At 67.8% G+C, this 22468-nt stretch carries 24 protein-coding genes, 1 tRNA gene and 1 pseudogene; 14 read left to right on the forward strand and 12 right to left on the reverse strand.

Annotated features, from left to right (window positions below; all coding sequences use genetic code 11):
- The first annotated feature begins 224 nt into the window (after positions 1 to 224).
- A complete protein-coding gene (gene psmB / locus QZT59_RS16470; protein WP_290818820.1) occupies positions 225 to 953 on the forward strand; it encodes an archaeal proteasome endopeptidase complex subunit beta in 729 nt (242 codons plus the stop codon).
- Between the two features lie 410 nt (positions 954 to 1363).
- On the opposite strand, the gene QZT59_RS16475 is transcribed toward psmB, so the two are convergent.
- Positions 1364 to 2503 carry a Gfo/Idh/MocA family protein gene (locus QZT59_RS16475; protein WP_290818822.1) on the reverse strand — a complete coding sequence of 380 codons (1140 nt, stop codon included), beginning with the start codon at positions 2501 to 2503 and terminating at the stop codon, positions 1364 to 1366.
- 282 nt (positions 2504 to 2785) lie between these two features.
- Here QZT59_RS16475 and QZT59_RS16480 point away from each other — a divergent pair, with 282 nt between their 5' ends.
- Positions 2786 to 3469, forward strand: coding sequence for a ThuA domain-containing protein (locus tag QZT59_RS16480; RefSeq protein ID WP_290818824.1), 684 nt, complete (start codon positions 2786 to 2788; stop codon positions 3467 to 3469).
- Between the two features lie 19 nt (positions 3470 to 3488).
- Here QZT59_RS16480 and QZT59_RS16485 read toward each other — a convergent pair whose 3' ends face one another.
- Entirely contained in the window at positions 3489 to 4775 is a 1287-nt protein-coding gene (locus tag QZT59_RS16485) for a TIGR00341 family protein (RefSeq protein ID WP_290818825.1), read from the reverse strand.
- Positions 4776 to 4983: 208 nt separating this feature from the next.
- Positions 4984 to 5835 carry a translation initiation factor eIF-2B gene (locus QZT59_RS16490; RefSeq protein WP_290818828.1) on the reverse strand — a complete coding sequence of 284 codons (852 nt, stop codon included), beginning with the start codon at positions 5833 to 5835 and terminating at the stop codon, positions 4984 to 4986.
- 100 nt (positions 5836 to 5935) lie between these two features.
- Here QZT59_RS16490 and QZT59_RS16495 point away from each other — a divergent pair, with 100 nt between their 5' ends.
- From QZT59_RS16495 to QZT59_RS16505, 3 genes are all read left to right on the forward strand, one after another.
- Positions 5936 to 6256 (forward strand): hypothetical protein, encoded by a 321-nt coding sequence (locus QZT59_RS16495; protein ID WP_290818830.1) that lies wholly within the window; start codon positions 5936 to 5938, stop codon positions 6254 to 6256.
- A 124-nt stretch (positions 6257 to 6380) separates the two neighbouring features.
- Positions 6381 to 7460: an Mrp/NBP35 family ATP-binding protein gene (locus tag QZT59_RS16500; RefSeq protein ID WP_290818831.1), complete on the forward strand. Its 1080-nt coding sequence runs from the start codon at positions 6381 to 6383 to the stop codon at positions 7458 to 7460.
- A 189-nt stretch (positions 7461 to 7649) separates the two neighbouring features.
- Positions 7650 to 7871, forward strand: a complete 222-nt coding sequence (locus QZT59_RS16505; RefSeq protein WP_290818832.1) for a hypothetical protein — start codon at positions 7650 to 7652, stop codon at positions 7869 to 7871.
- A 24-nt stretch (positions 7872 to 7895) separates the two neighbouring features.
- Here QZT59_RS16505 and QZT59_RS16510 read toward each other — a convergent pair.
- A pseudogene (locus QZT59_RS16510) lies at positions 7896 to 8188 on the reverse strand (DUF2243 domain-containing protein).
- Positions 8189 to 8239: 51 nt separating this feature from the next.
- Positions 8240 to 8410, reverse strand: coding sequence for a DUF2243 domain-containing protein (locus QZT59_RS16515; RefSeq protein WP_290818890.1), 171 nt, complete (start codon positions 8408 to 8410; stop codon positions 8240 to 8242).
- A gap of 215 nt (positions 8411 to 8625) precedes the next feature.
- On the opposite strand from QZT59_RS16515, the gene QZT59_RS16520 reads away from it, so the two are divergent.
- On the forward strand, positions 8626 to 9252 hold the full coding sequence (locus QZT59_RS16520) for a uracil-DNA glycosylase family protein (protein ID WP_290818834.1): 627 nt from the start codon (positions 8626 to 8628) through the stop codon (positions 9250 to 9252).
- Positions 9253 to 9280: 28 nt separating this feature from the next.
- Here QZT59_RS16520 and QZT59_RS16525 read toward each other — a convergent pair whose 3' ends face one another.
- Entirely contained in the window at positions 9281 to 9502 is a 222-nt protein-coding gene (locus QZT59_RS16525) for a hypothetical protein (RefSeq protein ID WP_290818836.1), read from the reverse strand.
- A gap of 181 nt (positions 9503 to 9683) precedes the next feature.
- Here QZT59_RS16525 and QZT59_RS16530 point away from each other — a divergent pair, with 181 nt between their 5' ends.
- Positions 9684 to 10424, forward strand: coding sequence for a hypothetical protein (locus tag QZT59_RS16530; protein WP_290818838.1), 741 nt, complete (start codon positions 9684 to 9686; stop codon positions 10422 to 10424).
- A gap of 47 nt (positions 10425 to 10471) precedes the next feature.
- Positions 10472 to 10555 (forward strand) — tRNA-Ser (locus QZT59_RS16535).
- 396 nt (positions 10556 to 10951) lie between these two features.
- On the opposite strand, the gene QZT59_RS16540 is transcribed toward QZT59_RS16535, so the two are convergent.
- From QZT59_RS16540 to glmS, 6 genes are all read right to left on the reverse strand, one after another.
- A complete protein-coding gene (locus QZT59_RS16540; RefSeq protein WP_290818840.1) occupies positions 10952 to 11332 on the reverse strand; it encodes a hypothetical protein in 381 nt (126 codons plus the stop codon).
- 126 nt (positions 11333 to 11458) lie between these two features.
- Positions 11459 to 12499, reverse strand: a complete 1041-nt coding sequence (gene citE / locus QZT59_RS16545; protein WP_290818842.1) for an L-malyl-CoA/beta-methylmalyl-CoA lyase — start codon at positions 12497 to 12499, stop codon at positions 11459 to 11461.
- A gap of 67 nt (positions 12500 to 12566) precedes the next feature.
- On the reverse strand, positions 12567 to 13730 hold the full coding sequence (mch, locus tag QZT59_RS16550; protein ID WP_290818844.1) for a 2-methylfumaryl-CoA hydratase: 1164 nt from the start codon (positions 13728 to 13730) through the stop codon (positions 12567 to 12569).
- Entirely contained in the window at positions 13723 to 15021 is a 1299-nt protein-coding gene (locus QZT59_RS16555) for a methylaspartate ammonia-lyase (protein WP_290818846.1), read from the reverse strand. The genes mch and QZT59_RS16555 overlap by 8 nt, the downstream gene beginning before the upstream one ends.
- A 1-nt stretch (position 15022) precedes the next feature.
- Complete coding sequence (locus QZT59_RS16560; protein ID WP_290818848.1) at positions 15023 to 16468, reverse strand: methylaspartate mutase subunit E; 1446 nt, start codon at positions 16466 to 16468, stop codon at positions 15023 to 15025.
- A gap of 5 nt (positions 16469 to 16473) precedes the next feature.
- Positions 16474 to 16914, reverse strand: coding sequence for a methylaspartate mutase subunit S (gene glmS, locus QZT59_RS16565; RefSeq protein ID WP_290818850.1), 441 nt, complete (start codon positions 16912 to 16914; stop codon positions 16474 to 16476).
- 289 nt (positions 16915 to 17203) lie between these two features.
- Between glmS and mct the strand changes: the two genes are divergently transcribed.
- The 6 genes from mct to QZT59_RS16595 all read left to right on the forward strand — a co-directional run bounded on the left by mct (position 17204) and on the right by QZT59_RS16595 (position 22457).
- Positions 17204 to 18382, forward strand: a complete 1179-nt coding sequence (gene mct, locus QZT59_RS16570; protein WP_290818852.1) for a succinyl-CoA:mesaconate CoA-transferase — start codon at positions 17204 to 17206, stop codon at positions 18380 to 18382.
- 202 nt (positions 18383 to 18584) lie between these two features.
- Entirely contained in the window at positions 18585 to 18905 is a 321-nt protein-coding gene (locus QZT59_RS16575; RefSeq protein ID WP_290818854.1) for a DUF5785 family protein, read from the forward strand.
- Positions 18906 to 19103: 198 nt separating this feature from the next.
- Entirely contained in the window at positions 19104 to 19868 is a 765-nt protein-coding gene (locus QZT59_RS16580; protein ID WP_290818856.1) for a GTP cyclohydrolase III, read from the forward strand.
- A gap of 235 nt (positions 19869 to 20103) precedes the next feature.
- On the forward strand, positions 20104 to 20682 hold the full coding sequence (locus tag QZT59_RS16585) for a cyclic nucleotide-binding/CBS domain-containing protein (RefSeq protein WP_290818858.1): 579 nt from the start codon (positions 20104 to 20106) through the stop codon (positions 20680 to 20682).
- A 73-nt stretch (positions 20683 to 20755) separates the two neighbouring features.
- The gene (locus tag QZT59_RS16590; protein ID WP_290818860.1) at positions 20756 to 21973 is read left to right on the forward strand and encodes a phosphoglycerate kinase; all 1218 of its coding nucleotides are present in this window, start codon (positions 20756 to 20758) and stop codon (positions 21971 to 21973) included.
- A complete protein-coding gene (locus QZT59_RS16595; RefSeq protein WP_290818862.1) occupies positions 21945 to 22457 on the forward strand; it encodes a GNAT family N-acetyltransferase in 513 nt (170 codons plus the stop codon). The genes QZT59_RS16590 and QZT59_RS16595 overlap by 29 nt, the downstream gene beginning before the upstream one ends.
- Positions 22458 to 22468 lie beyond the last annotated feature (11 nt).

Consider the following 22468-nt stretch of genomic DNA (forward strand, 5'->3'; position numbering starts at 1 on the left):
TTCCCGACGACCGTCCCGCCCGGATAGTACCGACGGTGTGAGCGACGGCCCGGCGGCTACGAGTGAGCCTCCTGCTGCGAGCGGCCTTCCCGCGCGCTCGAGACCAACACCGGAGCCTGCTCCGAAAACCGGGAGGTATCGCCCCTTCGCCAGCGGTTCGGCGAGTCGCCCCGACCGCCGCGACCGCCGGTGTTTTATACCGTCCCGACCGTTAGTGACCGATAATGCGTACGCCCAACGTCGACGACTTCTCGGGAACCGCCGATCGATTGACCGACGACACCGATCCGTACGGCCCGGAGCTCGGCTCGTTGCCCCAGACCGATCTCAGCCGGTCCGAACTCGACAACGTGAACAAGACGGGCACGACGACGATCGGCATCACGACCGAAGACGGCGTCGTCATCGCGACCGACATGCGCGCGAGCCTCGGCGGACGATTCGTCTCGAACAAGAACGTGCAGAAGGTCGAACAGATCCATCCGACCGGCGCGCTCACGATGGTCGGCAGCGTCGGCGGCGCCCAGTCGTTCATCTCCAGCCTCCGCGCGGAGGTGAACCTCTACGAAGCCCGCCGCGGCAGCGATATGAGCATCGATGCGCTCGCGACGCTGGCCGGAAACTTCGCTCGCGGCGGTCCGTTCTTCGCCATCCACCCCATCCTGGGCGGCGTCGACGACGAGGGCAGCCACGTCTACAGCATCGACCCGGCCGGCGGCGTCATGAAAGACGAGTACACCGTCACCGGATCCGGGATGCAACTGGCCTACGGCCACCTCGAGCAGGCCTACGAGGAGGGACTCTCGAACGACGAGGCGACCACCATCGCCGCACGCGGGATCAAGTCCGCCGCCGAGCGCGACACCGGATCCGGCAACGGCGTCTTCCTCTGTGAGATCACCGGCGAGGGCGTCGACATCCACGGCCACCACGACTTCGAGGAAGTCATCTGAACTCACGGCCGAGACCCATTCTTGCGGTCGCCGGATTCGTCAGCCGCCGCCATCGTATTCGATCGAGTGCGGGTCCCAATCCGACCCGTCCGCCGATTCCGGGGACCGGCCGTCGCTCGGACCTCCCAGGAAACGCATCGTCAGGACCTCCCGCGAAACGCGTCGGTCGGACTCCTCGGGAAACGCGTCGGTCGGACACATCGGGAAACGCGTCGGACGAAAACCCCGCGAAACGTATCGCCAAGACCTCCCGCGAAACGCGTCGGTCGAACACCCCGCGAAACGCGTCGGTCGGCCGCGTCCGAAAACGCGTCGTCCGAACCAGCCTCTCGCGTCAGCAGCGATAGGTCGCACGAAAACGAACCCCGCTCGTCGGCTCCGTTCGGATGGTACGCGCGGAGCGGTCGGCGTTATCGGCGCTGGATCCGCGGTGCACCCGCTAACTCGTCACCGTTCGTCACCGACGTCGGTTCGGACTCGACGGACACCGCGCGGTTCGTCTCGCTGGATTCGTAGATCGCGTCGATGACCCGCTGGACGACGAGGGCCTCCTCGACCGTGTTCGTCTCCGGCGCCGTCTCCGTCGCCACGCACTCGAGGAACCGCTCGTCCTGTTCGCGGTGGCCGGTCATCGTGGAATCACCGGACAGGTCGACGTTCGCGAAGTGGTCGACGCCGGCCGTTCCGGTCTCGAGGATCGAGACGTCGGTGTCGCCGATCTCGAATCGAGCGCCGGCGTCCGTTCCGCGAACGACGAAGTCCATGCAGGGGTCGCGGTTCGTCGCCCAGGCCGCGTCGAGGACGATCGTCTCGCCGCCGGCACAGCGGACGAACGCGGTGACGGAGTCGTCCACCTCGTAGGGTTCGTCGACGCCCGCCCAGGCGTCGCCGAATCCCTCGGGATCGGCGTAGTCCTCGCTGTCGCCGAACGTCGATCGAGTCACGCCCGAGACCTCCACGACGTCCGGGAAGTCCATCGCGTACAGCGCCAGATCGAGCGCGTGGACGCCGATGTCGATGAGCGCGCCGCCGCCCGCGAGTTCCGGGTTCGTAAACCACGATCCCGTCCCCGGCACGCCCCGCCGGCGAACGTAGTTCGCCTCGACGTGGGTCAGGTCGCCGAATCGACCGCGGGACTTCTGTTCCTCGAAGAGGAGCATCGACGCCGCGTGGCGGTTGTGGAATCCGACCATCACGTTCGCCGTCGATTCGGCCGCGGCCGCGGCGATACGCTCTGCGCTCTCGAGCGTGTGCGCGAGCGGCTTCTCCACGAGGACGTCGAGGTCGGCCTCGAGCGCGGCGACGGTGATCGGCTCGTGAAACCGGTTCGGCGTGGTGACGATCACCGCGTCGACGCGCTCGTCGGCGACAAGTGTTTCGTGGGAGTCGTACCCCTCGGCGTCGAACTCATCGGCGAACCGCTCGCGCGCGTCGGCCGAGATGTCCGCTCCGGCGACCACGTCGGCGCCCAGCTCGCGGACGTTTCTCGCGTGGTGGTGGCCCATCCCGCCGAGGCCGACGACCCCGACGCCGATACCGGCGCCGATCACGCGTAAACCCCCGCTTTATCGGTCGTGAGAGGGAACGGCGAGCGATCAACGGGCCATTTCGAGGAGGTTGGGCGGCGGTGCTGGGCGTTCATCGACGGTACTTGAGTCGGGGATCGAAATAAGGGTTGTGCCATATTAATCCCCGCAAACCGGACACAGTCGTCGATATTGACGGGATTTACTGGTACTGGGCGGACGAAATCTCGCGACACTCGATTCTATTCTCCGCCCGGGTCGAGGTCGGACCGCGCGACATTAGTCGGTCCGCCGCGACCGACGACCATGTCCACGGTCACCGTCTGGAACGAGTTCCGACACGAACGCGAGGACGACGACGCCGCGGCCGTGTACCCCGACGGCATCCACGCGACGATCGCCGACGCGCTCGCGGACGACCACGAGGTGCGGACGGCCACGCTCGACGAGCCGGAACACGGCCTGTCCGACGACGTGCTCGCGGAAACCGACGTGCTCTGCTGGTGGGGACACGTCGCCCACGACGAGGTCTCGGACGCGGTGGTCGATCGCGTCCACGAGCGAGTACTCGACGGAATGGGACTCGTGGTTCTCCACTCGGGGCACTTCGCGAAGATATTCCGGCGCTTGATGGGTACCGAGTGCGACCTCCAGTGGCGCGAAGACGGCGAGACCGAACGGCTCTGGGTCGTCGATCCCGGACATCCGATCGCCGACGGCGTCGGCGAGTCGATCGAACTCGCGCGAACGGAGATGTACGGCGAACCGTTCGACGTGCCGGAGCCCGATCGTCTCGTCTTCGTCAGCTGGTTCGCGGGCGGCGAGGTGTTCCGGAGCGGCTGTTGCTACCGTCGCGGCAAGGGACACATCTTCTACTTTCGGCCGGGCCACGAGACGTATCCGATCTATCACGAGCCCGAGGTGCAGCAGGTCCTCCGAAACGCCGTATCGTGGGCCGCGCCGGTCACGAAATCGGTGACCGAGGGGTGAGCGGGCGGCCGGTCGTCCATCAACCGCTTCGCTGCGTGTCGACCAGCTCGACGGCGACCGACAGCTCCGTTCCCGTCGCCGCTTCGAGTCGCTCGCGGACCGCGTCGGCGAAGTCCGACGGCACTTCCTCCCCGGGCGGCCGCTCGACGAGGACGGTCACCGCCGGATCGCGATCCGCGTAGACGTCGTGGAGTTCGTAGGCGACCTCGACCTCGTGAAATCGGAGTTCGTCGAACGCGCCATCCTCGCTCATGGCCGCGAGTTCCTCGTCGACGTCGTGTTCGACGGCCGAGACCTGGTAGGTGCCGTAAGAGACGCCGGCGAGAACCACGGTGAGCAAGGAGATGGCGACGAGGATGACGACCGTCCGCGAGAGCACGGTCCGGACGGTCCGGCCGAGGTCCGTCGGCCCGTGTGGCCGGTATCCGGAAAACCACAGCAAGAGCAACGCCGTGAGATTGATCGCCAGCAGGTTCACGAGTACGAGCGTCCCCGCGGTGAGGATCACCGTCGGGTGTCCCCAGGCGATCCCCAGTCCGGCCGTCGCCGCCGGCGGGACGAGTGCGACGGCGATCGCGACGCCGACCAGGACGGAGCCGACGTTTCGCGTGAGGCTGACGACCGCGGCCGCGCCGGATCCGAGCGCCAGAAACAACGAGAGGACGGTCGGCGTGATCCGTTCGCGCACCTCGGGGACGCCGGTGACGTCGAAGCCGGGCGGGAGGAGAACCGTTCCCCTGAGCAGCCAGCCGACGAGCGCGGCCGTCGCGACGGCGGCCACCAACCCGAGTCCCTGGAGGACGACGCCGCGGGAGGCGAGCGCCTGGTCGTCGACGACGACGCCGACGCTCGCGGCCAACGCCGGCCCCATCAGCGGCGCGACGACCATCGCCCCGATGATCGTCGCCGCGGAGTTCGTCAGCAGGCCCGCCGTCGCGATGACGGTGCTCAACACGAGCAGCGCGAGGAACGTCGAGAGGGCCGGTGCCAGCTCTTCGGCGCGAGCCCGCAGCTCGTCTCGCGATATCCGCGCGCCCTCGAAACGATCGGCGGGATCGGCCTCCCGTCCGGCGACGATCGTCTCCGCGGCGAGGACCACGACGTAGGAGTCGCGGTGCAACCCCGCCGACCGGAGCCGGGACAACAACGGATCGACCGCCTTCGGCGCGACCGGGATCGACGCGATCGCCTCGAAATTGCCGTCGCCCGTCTCCTCGGTGATCCCGAAATCGACCCCTTCGGCGTCGAGCGTGGCGACGATCGAGTCACGCTCGCCGTGGGGAACGTACAGCTGCACGAGTCGCATACCCACCGCACACCGACCGGAGAGAAAGTACGATGGGACCGAGTCCAACGGAGAGATCGGGCGCAGAACCGATCCATCGACGAGGTTGGGCCAGAACCGATCCATCGACGAGGTTGGGCCAGAACCGATCCATCGACGAGGTTGGGCGCGGGCATCGACGCGACCGAGAGAGAACGTGGGAACCGAACCGACCGACCTCCCCTCGATCTCAGAACGTCTCGCGGCCTTCGTCCGTGATCACGCTCTCGAGGAGGTCCACAGGCGTCGCGTCGTAGGCGGGGTTAGAGACGTCGAAGCCCTCCGCGGGTTCGAGCATCACCTCGCTCGCGGGCCGGTACTCGTTTTCGAAGACGAATCCCTGGGTGATGAGCTTGGAGGCAGCGCCGAGGACGGTGACGGGGACGTCACGACGGTCCGCGGCGGCGGCGAGCGGAAACGTGCCGACGCGGTTGTAGAGCACGTCGTCGACGATGCAGTCCATGCCGACGACGACGCGGTCGCAGTCCGCGAGGTGGTGACCGCCCGCCGCGTCGGTGATCAGCGTGACGTCGACGCCGTCGATCGCGGCGAACCGACGGGCGGCCTTCCGGCCGATGTATCGCGGTCGAGCCTCGGTCACGTAGAGGTCGAACTCGGCGCCCGTTTCGGTGGCGAGTTCGATCGCCTCCAGGACGGTCGTCGAGTAGTCGTGGGTGAGCAGCGTCTCGTCGCCGGCGAGGACCGACGCGGCGTTCTCGGCCGCGCGACGCTTACCGGCCTCGATCCGTGCGACGACGTCCTCGATGACCGCGCCAGCGACCGATTGGGCTTGCTCGACGGAGTCGCTCTCCGTCCCGGACGCCTCGTCGACCACCTTTCGGAGGGCGTTCTGCAGGGACGCGTGGGAGGGATTCGCCCGCCTGAGGATCTTCGCGTTTCGGTCGAGCGCGGTGTGGAACTCCTCGACGGTCGCGTACTCGCGTTCGAGGAGTTCCTCGAGTGCGCGCGCCGCGTTGACGGCGACCACCGAGGAACTGTGGGTCTGCATCTGCCGGATTTCCTCGGCCGTTTCGTCGATCATACCTACCGGATCACCCGTCCGGGCAAAAGGCCTTCCGGGTACCCGACGGGTTTCGCGGGCGGGCGGCAATCTTAGGGACCTCGGCGACGTGGACGAGACGATGGTCGAGGTCAGCTACTACTGTCCCCACTGCGGCGCGATCACCGTGCTCGAGCGACCGGCGCGCCTCGCCGACAAGTCGGTGACGGCCCGCAAACAACCGGGCTGGGAGTACGCCGCGCCCGACGACTCCGATCGAGAATCCGCCGACGGGATCGCGCTGCGTTGCGGGGAAGACGGCGAGCCGACGAACCGCGACGGCGAGACGGTCGACGGCTGCGGGCGACCGTTCTACCTCAACTTCGTCCGATTCCGGCGGGGCGTCGAGCTCGAACCCGATCCGCCGGCCGAGGGCGGGCCCCGCTTTGACTTCCGTCGGTGAGTCGGTCGTCGACGGCGCCTCGACGCGTCCCGCTCTCCCCATCCTCGTCGCTCCCGGCCGGTCGGTCGGCTCGAACGTCACGGCCAACACAACCTTTTCGACCGAGGCGCCCGGAGGTCCGGGCATGGACGACGACGCGGTACGCGACCTGCTTCGCGAAGTCGAGGACCCCGACCTCGGGGACGACATCGTCTCGCTGGGCCTCGTCAACGACGTCGCGGTCGACGACGGGACGGTCTCGATCGATCTGGCGCTCGGGGCCCCCTACTCGCCGACCGAGACGACCCTGGCCGGCGAGGTACGCGAGCGCATCGAAGCCGAAGGACTGGACGCCGACCTCTCGGCGAGCATCCCCGGCCGCGACGACCAGCCGCAGGCGGAGGCGGTGTTGCCGAACGTGAAGAACGTGATCGCGGTCGCCTCCGGCAAAGGTGGCGTCGGCAAATCGACTGTAGCGGTGAACCTGGCCGCCGGTCTCTCCGACATGGGTGCCAGGGTCGGGCTCTTCGACGCCGACATCTACGGACCGAACGTCCCCCGGATGGTGGACGCGGACGAGCCGCCGATGGCGACCGAGGACGAGACGCTCGTCCCGCCCGAAAAGTACGGCGTGAAGCTGATGAGCATGGCATTTCTCGTCGGCGAGGACGATCCCGTCATCTGGCGCGGCCCGATGGTTCACAAGGTGATCACCCAGCTCACCGAGGACGTCGAGTGGGGGCACCTCGACTACCTGGTGGTCGACCTCCCGCCGGGCACCGGCGACACCCAGTTGACGATGCTCCAGACGATGCCCGTGACGGGCGCGGTGGTCGTGACGACTCCACAGGACGTCGCGCTGGACGACGCGCGCAAGGGCCTCGAAATGTTCGGCCGCCACGACACCGTCGTCCTGGGCGTGCTCGAAAACATGGCGACGTTCGCCTGCCCCGACTGCGGAAGCGAACACGACATCTTCGGGGCCGGCGGCGGCGAGTCGTTCGCCGACGTCCACGAGATGCCGTTTCTCGGCTCGATCCCGCTCGATCCGTCCGTCCGCGCGGGCGGCGACGAGGGCAAACCGATCGTCCTCTCGGGCGAGGGCGAGACGGCGGCGGCGTTCGCCGATGCCACGGAACGCGTCGCGAACAACGTCGGGATCGTCCACCGGCGCGCCATCGCCGAGTCGCTGGCGCCGCCGGCCGCGACGGAATCCGACGACTGAACGTCGACGGTCGGACGACAACGAATCGATCACCGTCCTCAACGATCGCGTTCCGACGGATCGATCGCCTTCCACAACGATCGCATTTCGACGGATCGACTACCACCCCTTGACGCCCGCGTTTCGACGGACCGCTCCCGACCGGCGAACGGGGAGATTAATGTCCGCGACGCGCGACAATTCCGACCGATGACCGACGACGAGTTCGAACCCGACCCGGAACGCGTCGCGCTCCTGCGCGAGATCGCCGACGACGTCCGGGGCGACTCCAGCGAGCGCAAGCAGCTGGCCAACGTCCTCTACCGCGTCAGCGACATCTACGACGCGGACGAGGAGACGAGCCCCGAGGACGTCGTCCGGAACGTCAAATTCATCCTCGAGGTCAAAGAGCGCGGCGGGCTGGAGCGGTAGCGGCGGTTCGATCGAGCGCTCTCCTCACGTGCGCTCGTCGGGATCCGATCGCACGACGTACCAGCCGATCCCGATCAGGACGGCGCTCGCGAGCAGAAACCCGGTGTTCCACCAGAACCGGTCCGGGCCGTGGACGACGTGGTGAGCGCCCAGCAGTCGGTGGTTCACGAGGTCGTCGAGCACGTTGAAGACCCCCGCCCGAGTAGCGTCGCCCCGATGAACGAACGCCGAGAGAGGCGCGCATCCGGGCGCTCCGCGGCCCGGAAGAGGAGGCCGACGCCGATCAGGACGACGACCAGTACGGCCGACGCGAGCAATCCGTCCGCCAGGACGTTCGTCCGGAGTCCGTCGACCGTGTTCGGATCGACCTACCCCGACACCGTGTGGTGGTGCTGGAAGACCAGGTGGAGGACGATCGCGTCGACGAGCCCGCCGACGCCGAATCCGAGAACGGAGCCGGCCAGGACGATCGGTCGGCGGGACCGCTCGTCGTAGACCCGCCCGCGGGATTCGAGGACGGCCGAATCCGGATCCGTCACGTCCCCCCGTTGTCCGGTGAGGACACTCCTGGTTGCCCCTGCACTCGCGCGGACACCGGGTTAGCGGCTCGAACGCCCGCGGATGGGGTACCCGTTCGTCGCCGCGGTTGTCGACTCTCGCCACGGGACTCGTTCGTCGACGGGGACCAGGTCGCCGCCACGGGGTCGGGCGTCACGCCGAGGGGCTTTTGGGCGCCGCCCGCCGAGAAGCACCGATGGCCCAGCAGTCGCGGTCGAACCCGTTCGGGATGGACGAGGACTGTCGCAACTGTCCGGCACTCGCCGACTGTCGAACCGCGATCGCCCACGGCTACGGCGACGTCGCCGCGGATTTCCTGGTCGTCGGCGAGCGTCCGGGCCCGCGCGCGGACGTAACGGGCGTTCCCTTCGCCGGCGAGGACGAACCGTCACCTCTCCAGCGCGTCCTCGGACGACTCGGACTGTGTGCCCTGACGAGCGATCCCGCCCGCCCCGACCTGGCGAACGTTTACCTCACGAACCTCACCCGGTGTCGGCACCCGGATCGGGAGCCGACGGCCGAGGAGATCGAGGCGTGCGAGCCGTACCTCGACGCCGAAGTGCGGATGATCAACCCCGAGATACTGATCCCGGTCGGCCAACGCGCGCTGGAGCGGATCACGAGCGAGTACACCACGCTCGATCCGGACGACCTCGATATCGCGGACCGCCACGCGGAGACGATCCGCGGGCGCGGCTTCGAACTCGTCCCCATGCGCGACCCCCGTGGGGCGAGCGACGACGCGATCGACGAGTGGGTCGAGGCGTTCGCCTCGCTCATGGCCTCGGACTATCGACAGACGAAGGGGCGCCGGCGTCGGTAAGCGGCAACCGCGACCGTTCGAGAGCGGGTCACCAGTAGGGCGTCCGAAGCCCGCGGCCGCCCCGGGCGCCGATCGCCGAGAGGCCCGCCACGAACGCCGCCGCGACGATCAGGGTCACGAACGAAGCCGCCGGGCGCGCGTCCCCGGGGACGTCCAGAACGTAGCCGTCTACGAAACCGTACGCGCCGAGCGCGATCAACGCGACGACGGATAGCACACCGAACACGCCCGCGAGCGTTCGTTCGACCATGGTTCGTTCTCGAAGCGGGACGCCTTAATTCACCCGACCCGCACCCGCGTCAGCGCCGGTTCCCACGGTTCGTCCGACTCGAATCGGACCGATCGGAGCGGGCCGATCGGAGCCGTAGTCGGATCGAGGTCGATTACGCGAGAGCGTCGCGTTCAAGGGTGCTCACCACCCATCCACCGTCATGATCGTCGTCGTCCCCGTCGACCCGCCCGTCGACGGGCTCGCCTGCCGGTCGCTCGCCGCGGCGGACGTCGTCTCCGAAGCCGAGGCGGCCGACCTCTATCGGGCCGCCGCGGCCGACGCAGTCAGCGCCGTCGCCATGAGCGGCGGGGAGTTACTGGTGAATTACCGTGACGATGAAACCCTCCCCGACTCGGTATCCGTCGGCGACCCCGAAACCGCGTGCCGATCGATGATCGAGGACGCGCTCGCGGACCTCGAGGACGTTCGGTTCGAACGGCAGGTGGGATCGACCCCCTCCGCCAGGATCGGTAACACCGTCACGCACCTGCTGGAGCGCGAAGACGCCTCCAGCGTCGCCGTTCTCGAGCCGACCGCCGCGCTGATTCGTCGCACCGAGATCGACGGAGTCGCCATGTCCATGCGCCGCCACGAGGTCGTGCTGGGTCCCGACGGCGCCGGATCGAACTACCTGTCGGCGTTCTCGGAACCGATCGACTTCGCGGACGCGTACGAGCAGCCGACGCTCTCGCGGCTGGCCCGTCGCGGCGTCGACGCCGGTCACTCCGTCGGCTTCGCGCCGACCGTTCCGACGATCGCGGACGAGCGCGGGCTGGCCGCGACGATCGTCGCGATCGAGGCCTGGCGGGCGGCGGGGCGACCGGTTCCGGAATCGACCGCGGCGACGGTCGACGAACTCGAACTCGAGACCGCGGACGGGCGATCGATCTCGAGGGACTGACGGCCGACCGACAACCCTTTTGGATCGGACGGGAAAGATTCGAACGAGGTGGGGTGGCAGAGCGGACCAACGCGCCTGCCTTGAGAGCAGGTGGCCGGAAGGCCTCATGGGTTCAAATCCCATCCCCACCGTCACCGTCGCGAACACTCCGTGAGCGACGGTTGCGTTCGATGGGATTGGAATCAGGGAGCACGCAGCCGAGCGAAGCGAGGTCGTGTGACCGTGGTTCAAATCCCATCCCCACCGCTTCTGCGACGAACGGACGTGAGGAGCGGCGATCACGAAGCAATGTAACTCCGACGAGTCGCGGCCCAGAGATCCGATGAGCGCCGTCGATAACAGCTCCTGTCGTTGCGCGTGCGAGCGCAATCGATCACAACCGTTCGGCGGACGCCGTCAGTTGGTCTGTCGATCGCTCGGCGAACGCTGTCGGGTGGTCCGTCGGGAACGACCAGAGAAATCGGAAACGCTCGGTCGGGCGCGCGACCCCACCGAAAAGAACCCTCTCGAGGGTTGTTTCAAACGATCTACCGGTGTTCGGCTGCGGACGCGAGCGGCGTCGACGGCACCGAGGAGCCCGAGACGAGGTCGCCGTAGTGTTCGTCACAGAGCGAGAGCGGATGCTCGTCGAGTCCGTAATCGACGCGCGATTCGACCGCGCCGTTCGAGACCGTCGTCTCCGGTAGCCACCGCGGGAGCGCGAACGTGGCGTCGCGGTCGCAACCGGGACAGCCGCAGGCGCCATCGCGCGACCCTCGCTCGTACGATTCAGGCTCGACGAGCACGTCCAGTTCGCAGTTGCGACAGAGCGCACCCACCTCCGCGCCGGCGACGACGTCGAGAACGGCCCGGTTGAAGCCCGGCTCGTCGTCACAGCGCACACATCGACGTCCGAGTTCCCCCTCCATGCGTCGCGGTCAACTCGGGAGACGGATACTCAGGTGAGGGTAGTAAAACTACCGGCGAGACATTCGTGATGGAAAACGTTTTATCGGTCGATCTCGTCACCGAATGGACTCCGTACGAGACGGCCCTCAGCGGTACGCCAGGTCGAGCCGGCGGGTGCGCTCGAGGAGGGCTTCGTCGTACCGCTCGGCCGTCTGTCCGGGGCGAATCTCGTCGATCGCGCGCACCGTCTCCACCGTGTTTCGGAAGTTCTTGAACGTCGCCTCGTCCACCATCTGGCCGTCGATGGTGACCGCGCCCGTCCCCTCGGCTTTCGCCTCGTTGAAGCGCTCGATCTTGTGGACGTCGCGTTCGAGCTCGTCGGGCGTCGGCGTGTGGATCGTATTGGCCTGGATCGTCTGCTTGGGGTACAGGGACCAGGAGCCGTCCAGACCGAGACGGGCCTCGTGTTCGACCTGATCGGCGTAGTCGTCCGCGTTGTAGTAGGTCAGGCCGGCGCGCTCTTTGAAGAGGTCGTCGAAGGGGCCGCCGATCGAGAGCAGATCTGCCGCGCTCGCCTCGTTCGAGAGCGCCTCGAGCAGGCCGTCCCAGCGAGGGCGGCCGTCGCCGAGATCGCGCCCGCCGAGCTCGGCCGTGTAATCGACGGGTCCGAAGACGAGCGCGGTCAGTCTCGAGTCCTCGCCGAACCGGGCGATCTCGCGGAGATCCGAGCGGGCGCGGCCGGTCTCGACGATGATCGAGAGGCCGATCGAGCCGTCCGGACGGCCGTACTCGGCTTCGGCCTCGGCGACCGCCCGCTCCGCACGCTGCAGATCGTCGAGGCGGCCGATCTTCGGCACGACCACCCCGTCGATCTCGTCGCCGATCTCGCGGACGAGCGCGTCGATCTGGTCGCGGCCTCGCTCGCGGAACGCCTCGTCGTCGTAGCTCCACTCGACGCGGGGCCAGATCTCGCCCGGGAACTCGTGCTCGGGAACGAGGTCGATCGTGTTCTCGAGCCCCTCGGTTTTCATGTCCGGCGCCGTCCCGTCCTCGATGTCGGGGACGAGCCAGTCCGGCGCCTGGAAACCCTCGGCGGCGAGGCCGGAGCGGAGGTACTTCGCCGTGTCGTCTTTCGGCACGGCGGCCGGTGCGGTCTGGAACGTGCGGCAGAGTCGAACGTCGGTCATGTCGGTGTGGTGTGTCTGTCGTGGCGCGTGCGTGGTCTGAGTCGTCGTAGTCGGGGAACGATTCCCGTCAGCCCCGTTTTCGGATCATCGCCGTTCGCGTACCGGAGTACAGCGGTTCGTCGTCCTGATTGAACGCGACGTGTTCGAACCGGACGGTGCCGGCGACGTCGCCGCGGTTCCCGGACGACGTCCGAGAGCCGGTCGGGGTATTCCCGACGCCGTCCTCGGCGTCGAGAACGCGTGTAAACGCGTAGACGGTGTCGCCGGGCGTGACGAACGTGTGAAAGCGCTCGTCGTCGAAGCCGACTTCGCGGTAGGTCCGCTCGTCCGAGCGAGCATGGCCGAGCGCGGTCGAGCGAGTCACGTCACCGTAGGTGACGATGTCGCCCGACGGAGAGTCGACCATCTGATCGACGTTGTGGTGTTGCTTCGCGGTGTTGAGCGTCGCGAGGGGAAGCTGAGCCACGGTGACGTCGTCCTGGGTGCGTCCGCGTTCGTGGCGGTAGGCGACGGCGCCGTCGTCCCCGGCCCTCTCGAGGGCGGCTTCGAAGTCCTCGAAGTAACCGCCGTCGGGCGTGACGAACTTCGCAGGGAGGGACGGTTCGTCGTCTCCGTTTCGCTCCGCATCGTCTCCGTCTCGCTCCGCGTCGTCCCCCTCGTCGTTTCCGCCGGCCGCTTCGGTCGCCGCGTTGCCGCCGTCCGTCGCGACGGGCTCCCGGCGCGGGATCATGTTCGTCCGCTCGTACGAGCACAGGACGTCGTCAGTTTCGGCGTCCCGCCCGCGGGTGCGCCAGGTGACGATGCCGTACTCGGGCCGGGAGCGAGAGCGCTTCTTGCTCACGACCTCGCTCTCGACGCGGAGTTCGGTGCCCGAGTACACCGCGTCCCGCGGGAACCGGACGTCGGTGCGCCCGAGGAAGTAACCGCCTTTCTCGCTCAGGTCCTCGACGGTACAGCCGAGGGTGGCGGCGGTGAGGTAGTCCGGATGGATCGGCGGTTCGTCGAAGTCCCGATCGTGGGCCGCGTCGGAGCGCCAGTAGGCCGGGTCGTGGTTGAGCGTCTGACTCATCCACGCCTCGTTACCCCACCGCGTCAGGGTGAGGCCTGGGTCGTGTTCGACGAGCTGTCCCTCCTCGAAATCTTCGTAGTAGTTGCCCTTCTCCCGGGTGTCGACGCGGTCGAGCACCCGCGTGAAGGTATCCGGGTCGGTCCAGTCGATATCGTCAGTCATCTGTGGTCACCCTCGCTTCCGGTTCCGGATCCGAATCGGCGCCCGAGCGGTCCGCATCTCTCGCCCGTCGCGCGATCGTACGTCGCATCTCGTTCTCGACGATCATGTACCCCTCGTCGAATCCCATCCCGGGTTTGGCGAGCACCTGAGCCGCGTCGGTCGCGAGTGCGACGTGCGCACAGGCGCGTGCGGAGGTCTCCGTCTCGTTGCAGGTGCCGCCGAGGTACGCGCGGGTGTCAGTTCCCTCGCAGTAACCCACCGCCTGGCCGCTGCGGTGGATACCGCCGAGATCGGGCGTCTTGATCTGCACCAGGTCGGCCGCCCCGGCGTCGACGAACGCCCGCACGTCCTCGAACGTGTTGCACCACTCGTCGGCGACCAGGTCGACTCCCACCGCCGCGTCGCGGAGGGCGTCCCGCAGCTCGCACATCGCGTCGATCTGGGCCGTCCGGCCGCCGACGTCCATCGGCCCTTCGATCTGTAGCGGATACGGACCGGCGGCCGCCTCCAGGGCGGCGAAGTAGTCGACCACCGCGGTTCCGTCGTACGGTTCGCCGAAGATCTCGCCGATCATCCCGTAGACGTCGACGTGCAGTCGCGGCTCGTACTCGTCGGGACCCAGTCGCTGGGCGCCCTCGACGAGCCACTCCACGTACTCGAGCAGCGCCTCCCCGTTCGAACCGATCTTCTCCTCGCTGTTGATCAACCCGTGGGGCAGGACGGGGGCGCCCTTGACGAACATCTTCTCGGCGTTGACGTGGCGATCGTCGCCGGACTGGCCGAAGACGGGAACGGGCTCCGTGGCGGGTTCGGTTCCCAGCGCGTCGGCCAGCACGTCGGTCTTCGTCGTTCCGAGGGCCTCGGCGGCCGCCTCGAGCAACGCCTGCGAGACGCCGTAACGGATCGCCGTGTGCAGGCGGTCGCCGTCCACTTCCAGTGATTCGAGCACCTCGGCGTTGTCGAGGAAGGCGGTCGCGTCGCGGCCGACGAGCGCCTCGGCGACCGGTCCCTCGATCGCGGGCGCGTACTCGTCGGCGGCGAACAGGGGGTCGCGCCCGCCCGCGCCCGAGTACTGCACCGCGGCGCAATCGCCACGGGCGTGGCGCCCGTCCGCGAGTTCGACGTCGACGACGATCGCTTCGCCGGCCTGGCGGATGGCGTCGAACCCGTCGGTGACCGGCTCTCCCAGGTAGGCGAATCCGTCACGGGCGGCGCCGCGCTTGATCGCCCGCTGATCGTCGAAGAAGAAGCCCGAGTAGCCCGGCGTCGCGTGGACGGCTTCGATCCGCATCTCAGACACCTCCGCTCTCGGCGCTCTGCGGGCGGCCGATGAGCTTGCCGTCGCTGATGGCGTCCACGTCGTCGGCGACCATCCGGAACGACTGGTCCCGACCCTCGGTGCGGGCCCGCGAGTCCAGCCGGTTCCGGTGGATCTCCTCGATCTCGTCGGAGAGCGCGAGGTCCGCGAACTCGAAGATCCGTATCCGGCCGTCGTCGTCGCGCGCGGGGAGCACGGCGCCCTTCGCGCTGTCGGACGGCGAGAACGGGACGTCCAGCGCGCCGGATTCGAAGGCGGCCAGGGTGCCCCGGGCGACGTCACCGTCCCCGCGCGCGAGCACCTCCTCGATGAGTTCACGGCTCGAGCGCTGGATGAGATTCAGCTCGCGGTCCACGCCGTCGATCCGGACGTCCTGCTCGATGACCATGTTGATGACCTGGCGCGTGGTCCGGAGTCCGGCTCCGTTCGCCTCCATGGTCGGAACGCCCTGAAACTCCTGGGGAGACTTGGTGATGACCTTGTCCGGTTGGGCGACGGCGGCGGTCATCCCGCCGAGACCGATCACGCCGTTGGCACGGGCCTCGTCCGGCGGGAATCCGCCCATCCACTCGTGGAAGACGGTCGTGACCGCGACCTCGTCGGGAAGGTACTCCTCGCCCAGCGAGCGCAACGCGTGGAGCGCCGCGACGTCCTGGACGATGTTGCCGACCTGGCCGTAGCCCAGCGTGATCGATCGAACGCCCTGGGTTGCCGCGAGCATCCCCTCGATGACCATCACCGCGATCGCGATACACGGCGGGACGAGCGTGCCGGTCAGCGGTCCGAAGGGCTCTCGGTTGATCGTCACGCCGCGCTCCGTGTACGCCCCCGCGAGTCGGTCGACGTACTGCCAGTGCTCGATCGTCTCCGCGAGATCGTGTTCTTTGGTGTAGGGGATGTTGTACGAGATCGGTCCGCCCTCGAAGCTCTGGAAGCCTCCGGCGAAGGTGATCGCCGCCAGCAGCCGGGCGTCGGGGGTGCCGTGACGAACCTCGATCGGGGCGTCGACCGCCTCGACCACCTCGCGACAGCCCTCGACCCCGTGGTTGACCGCGGGGAACCCGTTCAGGGTGTCCTCGCCGGTGTCCCGAGCCTTCTCGAGCCCCTCCCGGGCTTTCCCGTACTCGTTGTCGCGCGTGTACGAGTCGATCGTCGTCGGCAAGAGGTCGGCTTCTCCCTCCCGGTGGAGGTATCGGAGCAGCGCTATCTGATCGTCGAGGCGCGGAACGCCGGCCCTGGGTTGCAAGAGCGGGCGGTCGGCCGACTCGAGCACCTCGGCGAACCGCTTTTCGGCCGGTAGCGATTCGTGGAAGGAAATCGCCTCGTCGAAGTCGACGGCCGCTCCCGTCGACCAGTCGGACCGGATCTCCAGGTCGATGCGCCGTAGCTCGTCGTCCGGAATGCGTTCGTCTCGTGTCATTCGGCTTACGAATTCACCGTGGCTCGCTCCGCCTCGGTCGACGTCAGTTGCAGATCCCGTCGGAGCATCGCGATGGCCTCCTCGGGATCGGTTTCCGAATCGAAGACGCGATCGAACCCGAGCGCTTCGAACGTGGCGCGAGTGTGCTCGAAGTCGTCCTGACCGACGGCGAGGTTGCCGCCGATGTAGGTGATCGCGTCGACCTCCTTCGCCGCGAGGAGGTCGTGGAAGCCCTGACAATCCTGCTCCGCGTGGCCGTAGAGCGAGGAGACGAGTACGGCCTCGGCCTCGTGCTCGAGGGCCGCCTCGGCGAAGTCCTCCTGGGAGGTCTGAACGCCGAGGTTCTTCACGTCGAATCCCGCTGCACCGAGGGCCTGCTCGAGGATCGTGATGCCGACGACGTGCGCGTCGGATCCGATCACCCCGAGGACGACCGTGTTCGTCATGTGTGCAGAACCATGATAGACCACCCCATAAAGTTAATGTTTGTTCATGATAATACTCCTTATACACCCTCCAATGGGACGCGGTGACGAGCGTCGAAACGGACTGCGGGACGCCCCGTGCGACGACCGCTCCCGCGTTTCGGCGTTCAACGACGCCACGGGCAGCACTATCACGACGCCACGACTCAGCGTGTCGTGACGTGCACCGTTCACGATATTCCGACGCGCACGGTCCGCAATATCACGAACGACAGTAAGGGTTAACCGGTTCTTCGAATTACCCCGGGGCATGGGACCACTGGAAGACGTGCGGGTGTTGGACCTGACGCAGGTGCTCGCCGGGCCGTACTGCACGATGTTGCTCGCGGATATGGGCGCGGACGTCGTCAAAATCGAGCGCCCCGGCGGCGACCTCATCCGGTCGAATCCGCCGTACGTCGACGATCCGGACGAGGAACCGTACGGCGGGTACTTCCAGAGCGTCAACCGAGGCAAGCGGAGTCTCGAACTGGACTTCGGCGACGACGAGGACCGCAAGGACTTCCTCCGACTCGTCGAGACGGCCGACGTCGTCGTCGAGAACTATCGCGCGGGCACGATGGAGAAGTACGACCTCGGGTACGAGACCCTCGCGGACCGAAACCCCGGCATCGTCTACTCGTCCATCCGCGGGTTCGGCGATCCCCGTACGGGCGAGACCCACCGACAGGGTCAGCCCGCGTTCGACATCATCGCGCAGGCGCTCGGGGGCGTGATGGAGATCACCGGCGAAGCCGAGCGGCCGCCGATGAAGGTAGGGCCGGGAATCGGCGACCTGTTCACCGCGACGCTCAACTGCATCGGCATCCTGGGTGCGCTGCACCACCGCGAGCGGACCGGCGAGGGACAGTACGTCGACACGGCGATGTACGACTCGATGCTCAGCATGACCGAGCGCGCGATCTACCTCCAGTCCTACGAGGGCGAGCCACCTACTCGCTGCGGCAACGCCCATCCCACGCTATTCCCGTACAACGCCTTCGAAGCGGCCGACGGCCACGTCGTCGTCGCGGCGTTCGGCACCAACCACTGGACGGCGCTCTGCGAGGCGATCGACCGCGAGGACCTCGCCGAGGCGTACCCCACGCCCGACGACCGCCTCGCGGAACGCGACCGCCTCCGGGCCGAGCTCGCCGACTGGATGCTCGACCACGAGACGAACGAGATCGTCGACCGGCTCGAGGGGAAGATTCCGGTCGCGCCCGTCCAGGACACGGCGGACATCTTCGCCGACCCGCACGTCCACGCGCGGGAGATGCTGTACGACGTCGAACAACCGGGCACGGACGAACGCGTCGAGATCGCCGGCAGCCCGATCAAGATGACCGAGACGAACCCGAAACCGCGCGGCCGCGCCCCGTTACTCGACGAGCATCGCGAGGAGATCTTCGAGGAGCTCGCGACCGAGGAACGCCCGGCCGGAGACTGATCGACGGCGAGCGACCGAGGGATGCGGCGAGCGGCCGAGGTAAGCGGCGGGCGGCTGTGGTAGGCGCCGAGCGATCGAAGGAGGCGCCGAGCGGCCGAGGTGAGCGACGAGCGATCGAGGTACGCAACTCGGCGCCCGGCGAACGACCGCCGTCCAGCCGGCGAGAAGTAACGCTTTTGCGGCCACCGTCGAGAGATCACGTATGGACTGGCCGCACGACCCCGACGGCGAGGAGGGCAGCGAGGGCCGCCGGAAGTACGACATGGCGATCATCGCCAAGAAGGTCGACGAGGACGAGGACTTCCCGCTCGACCGCGACGAGTTCGTCGACGAACACGGCGACGACCCGATCCGCATCAACTACGAGACGGTCGTGCCCATGCGCGACATCTTCGAGTACGTCGAACCCGAGTCGTTCGAGACGATCCTCGACATGCACAAGGCCGTCGGGGACGCGATGCGCGCGGGCGAGTTCTGGGAGTACCACCCCAGGGGCGACGAACCGGAGAAGAAGTCGGCCTGACCGACCGCCGGATCGACGATTCGTCGGTCCGACCGAAGCGGATTCTCGCGCGTCGGCGCGCCGACGGCGCGGACCTCGTCCGCGACGAGTGCGTCAGTGCGGCGATCGATATGGACCTCGTGTGCGTCGACGCCGGCCACCATCACGAAATTGGATTGCGTATCACTTATACGACGTCAGTAGCATGTCTCACCTACCGTGACCAACACGCAGGTGACACTCGTCCAGATCGACAACTACGGACCGTGGACGGTGACCCCGGAACCGCGCCGGGAAGCGGACCTCCAGACCCTCCAGTCGCGACTCTACGCCGACCTCTCGCAGTTCGTCGGCGCCCGCGACGGCTACGTCTTCTTCACCCGCTTCGACAACATGATCGCCGTCACGAACGGGCTCGACCTCGACGACCACCGGCTCCTCCAGGAATCGATCGGCAATCGCTATCCAGTGACGTTGAGCCTCGGCGTCGCGACCGGTCGAACCCCTGCGCAGGCGCTCGAAGACGCCACCGCGGTCGTACAGGACGCCGGGAGCGCCCAGGACGAGGGGCGACGGGAGATCCTCGAGGGGAGGACCATCGACCCCGTCCACCGGACCGACGACGACGTCCAGATCGCCCACTTCGACGTGGTGGACGCGACGGGCGAGTACACGGACCGGCTCAACGCGTTCGACAGCTTCATCGAGATCGAGCAGGGGTACGCCGCGCTCATGCGATACATGCGCAGGGATCACGACAGCCTCTCGTTCTTCGTCGGCGGCGACAACATCATCGCGACCTGCCCCGCGCTCGACCGCGACGACTACGCGGACGCCATCGCACACGTCAGCGAGCAAGTCGACGTCGCTCTCCGCGTCGGTGCCGGGCGGGCGGCGACCGCCCAGGCCGCCGGCATGGACGCCAAGCACGCGCTGGAACGCTGTCGCGCCGACGGCACGCTGGTCGACCTCGCCTGGTGGTGACCGCCCTCTCGGAGCCGACCGGTCCCGAATCGATACGGATCGTTACTCCTCGGATTCGACCGCGGCGACTGCCGGATTCGGCCACGGCGACTGCCGGATTCGGCCGCGGCGACTGCCGAATTCGGCCGAACTGACTACCGAAGTCGACGGCGCCGGCCAACAGAAAACATACACACGGCGCGGTGATAAACGTGCCGGGACTACCTTTTTGAACGCTTGCGTGCAGTATTCCAGCATGGAACCGGAGCTGTCGGTCAGGGAAGTCCTGACGAAAGAGTACGTCGGCGTCAGCGAGTCGGACACCGTCCTGGGGGCCGTCGAACTCATGCGCAAGGAGCGGACCGGTTCGGTGCTCGTCGTCCGCGGATCGGATCCCGTCGGGATCATGACCGAGTGGGACGTCCTCGGCATCGTCGCCGACGAGCGAGACCCGGCCGAGGTGACCGTCGAGTCGGCGATGTCGACGCCGGTCCTGTCCATTCAACCGGATCGATCGCTGTCCGACGCGGCGGACCTCATGGCTCGCGACAACATCAGGAACCTGGTCGTCCAGGACGCGAACGGTATCGTGGGGATGCTGACCCAGCGGGACGTCATCGCGGCGGCCGGGTCGTTCCAGGGCGCGACGGCGATCGGCGAGAACGAGGACCTCACGGCCGCCGCACCCAGACAGACCGCCGAGGAGGGCCAGATCCTCACGAACGGCGGCGACGAGTACACCAGACAGGGCGTCTGCGAGGCCTGCGGATCCCTCGCCGACTCGCTGTGGGAGGCCAACGGACAGCTCGTCTGTACCGACTGTCGCTCCGTCTGAGGACCGCCGACGGTTCCGGAACCGTATTTTTCGATGGAAAGACCTTTCGGGCGCGCCAGTGGATTCCCTCTCGATGACCAGGACCCTCGACGACCTGGACGCCCAGGGACGCGTCGTCGGGGTGCGCGTCGACATCAACAGTCCCGTCGACGACGACGCCCTGCTCGACGACGCGCGTTTGCGGGCGCACGTCGACACCCTCTCTGAACTCCTCGAACGCGACGCGCGCCTCGTCGTGCTCGCCCACCAGGGCCGCCCCGGGAGCGACGACTTCACCAGCCTCGAACCTCACGCGGAGCGACTCGCGGAGCTGCTCGACCGCCCGGTCGGGCACGTCGATTCGAACTTCGGTGCGGCCGCCAAATCTGCGATCGAGGCGCTCGAGGACGGCGAGTGCGTCGTCCTCGAGAACACGCGATTTTACAGCGAGGAGTACATGGAGTTCGAACCGGACCGCGCCTCGCGCACCCACCTCGTCTCCAGGATCGCGCCCCTCCTCGACGCCTACGTCAACGATGCGTTCGCCGCCGCCCACCGCTCGCAACCCTCGCTCGTCGGCTTTCCCGCCGTGTTGCCGAGCTACGCCGGCCGCGTCATGGAGACCGAACTCGACGTGCTCGGACGCATCGAGGAGACGCCGCGACCGCGCACCTACGTCCTCGGCGGGGCGAAGGTTCCGGACTCGATCGACGTCGCCTGGTCCGTCCTCGAGAAGGATCTCGCCGACCGCGTGCTAACCGCTGGCGTGGTCGGCAACGTCTTCCTCGTCGCCGACGGCGTCGACCTCGGCGACGCGAGTTCGGACTTCATCTACGACCAGGGCTACTGGGACGAGATCGATCGCGCCGCGGACGTGCTCGACGCCTACGGCGACCGGATCGCCCTCCCGCGAGACGTGGCCGTCGAGCGAAACGGCGAGCGCCACGAGCTCGGCGTCAACGCCCTTCCGCCGGGGGACGGCGAGGCGGCCATGGACGTCGGCTCCTCGACCCTGACGTACTACGGGAGCCTCCTCGACGACTCCAGCACCGTCATCCTGAACGGTCCCGCCGGCGTCTACGAGGAGGAGATCTTCGCGACCGGCACGCGCGAACTCTACGGCGCGGCGACCGACGTCGAGGTGAGCATCGTCGGCGGCGGCGACACGGCCTCCGCGCTCCGCCGGTTGGGCGTCGAGGGCTTCACCCACGTCAGCACCGGCGGCGGCGCGGCCCTGAAGATGCTCACGGCCGAGGACCTTCCAGCCGTATCCGCCCTCGAGGATGCCCCCGAGCGAGCAGCCGGTCGTTGAACCGGCCGCGGCGGACGAACTCGATCGACTCGCCGACTGCTGGGTCCGGCTCGCTCGCGAGCAACGCGAGCACGGCTCCCGGGTCCGCGCCGAGGCCAACCGCGAGACGATCCGCGAGGTGCTCGCCGCTCACCGGGTCGCCGACGGCCTGTTCGTCGCCCGGCTGTCGGGATCGATCGTCGGCTTCGCCACGTTCTCCGTCGAGCGCGGTAGCTTCGAACTCGACGCCACCCGCGGGCTGCTCTCGAACCTGTGGGTCGACCCCGCCCACCGCGATCGCGGGGTGGGATCGGCTCTGCTGTCGGCCGTCGAGTCCGCGCTCGCCGACCGCGGCGTCGAGGTGTGCACGCTGGAGGCGATGGCGACCAACGATGGAGCGCGACGGTTTTACCGTCGACACGGCTACGATACCTACCGCGTCGCGATGGAACGCCGACTCGGCGCGGGACCCGAAAACGATACACACTCAAAGGACGACGCGTAATCTCCGGTCGC

The sequence above is a fragment of the Halovivax sp. genome (assembly GCA_007119345.1).
Classification (GTDB): domain Archaea; phylum Halobacteriota; class Halobacteria; order Halobacteriales; family Natrialbaceae; genus Halovivax.

What these genes read in the sequence shown, in the direction of transcription:
- psmB (WP_290818820.1), top strand. Translation starts at nt 225, where the DNA reads ATGCGTACGCCCAACGTCGACGACTTCTCGGGAACCGCCGATCGATTG.
- QZT59_RS16480 (WP_290818824.1), top strand. Translation starts at nt 2,786, where the DNA reads ATGTCCACGGTCACCGTCTGGAACGAGTTCCGACACGAACGCGAGGAC.
- QZT59_RS16485 (WP_290818825.1), bottom strand. Translation starts at nt 4,775, where the DNA reads ATGCGACTCGTGCAGCTGTACGTTCCCCACGGCGAGCGTGACTCGATC.
- QZT59_RS16490 (WP_290818828.1), bottom strand. Translation starts at nt 5,835, where the DNA reads ATGATCGACGAAACGGCCGAGGAAATCCGGCAGATGCAGACCCACAGT.
- QZT59_RS16495 (WP_290818830.1), top strand. Translation starts at nt 5,936, where the DNA reads ATGGTCGAGGTCAGCTACTACTGTCCCCACTGCGGCGCGATCACCGTG.
- QZT59_RS16500 (WP_290818831.1), top strand. Translation starts at nt 6,381, where the DNA reads ATGGACGACGACGCGGTACGCGACCTGCTTCGCGAAGTCGAGGACCCC.
- QZT59_RS16505 (WP_290818832.1), top strand. Translation starts at nt 7,650, where the DNA reads ATGACCGACGACGAGTTCGAACCCGACCCGGAACGCGTCGCGCTCCTG.
- QZT59_RS16520 (WP_290818834.1), top strand. Translation starts at nt 8,626, where the DNA reads ATGGCCCAGCAGTCGCGGTCGAACCCGTTCGGGATGGACGAGGACTGT.
- QZT59_RS16525 (WP_290818836.1), bottom strand. Translation starts at nt 9,502, where the DNA reads ATGGTCGAACGAACGCTCGCGGGCGTGTTCGGTGTGCTATCCGTCGTC.
- QZT59_RS16530 (WP_290818838.1), top strand. Translation starts at nt 9,684, where the DNA reads ATGATCGTCGTCGTCCCCGTCGACCCGCCCGTCGACGGGCTCGCCTGC.
- QZT59_RS16540 (WP_290818840.1), bottom strand. Translation starts at nt 11,332, where the DNA reads ATGGAGGGGGAACTCGGACGTCGATGTGTGCGCTGTGACGACGAGCCG.
- citE (WP_290818842.1), bottom strand. Translation starts at nt 12,499, where the DNA reads ATGACCGACGTTCGACTCTGCCGCACGTTCCAGACCGCACCGGCCGCC.
- mch (WP_290818844.1), bottom strand. Translation starts at nt 13,730, where the DNA reads ATGACTGACGATATCGACTGGACCGACCCGGATACCTTCACGCGGGTG.
- QZT59_RS16555 (WP_290818846.1), bottom strand. Translation starts at nt 15,021, where the DNA reads ATGCGGATCGAAGCCGTCCACGCGACGCCGGGCTACTCGGGCTTCTTC.
- QZT59_RS16560 (WP_290818848.1), bottom strand. Translation starts at nt 16,468, where the DNA reads ATGACACGAGACGAACGCATTCCGGACGACGAGCTACGGCGCATCGAC.
- glmS (WP_290818850.1), bottom strand. Translation starts at nt 16,914, where the DNA reads ATGACGAACACGGTCGTCCTCGGGGTGATCGGATCCGACGCGCACGTC.
- mct (WP_290818852.1), top strand. Translation starts at nt 17,204, where the DNA reads ATGGGACCACTGGAAGACGTGCGGGTGTTGGACCTGACGCAGGTGCTC.
- QZT59_RS16575 (WP_290818854.1), top strand. Translation starts at nt 18,585, where the DNA reads ATGGACTGGCCGCACGACCCCGACGGCGAGGAGGGCAGCGAGGGCCGC.
- QZT59_RS16585 (WP_290818858.1), top strand. Translation starts at nt 20,104, where the DNA reads ATGGAACCGGAGCTGTCGGTCAGGGAAGTCCTGACGAAAGAGTACGTC.
- QZT59_RS16590 (WP_290818860.1), top strand. Translation starts at nt 20,756, where the DNA reads ATGACCAGGACCCTCGACGACCTGGACGCCCAGGGACGCGTCGTCGGG.
- QZT59_RS16595 (WP_290818862.1), top strand. Translation starts at nt 21,945, where the DNA reads ATGCCCCCGAGCGAGCAGCCGGTCGTTGAACCGGCCGCGGCGGACGAA.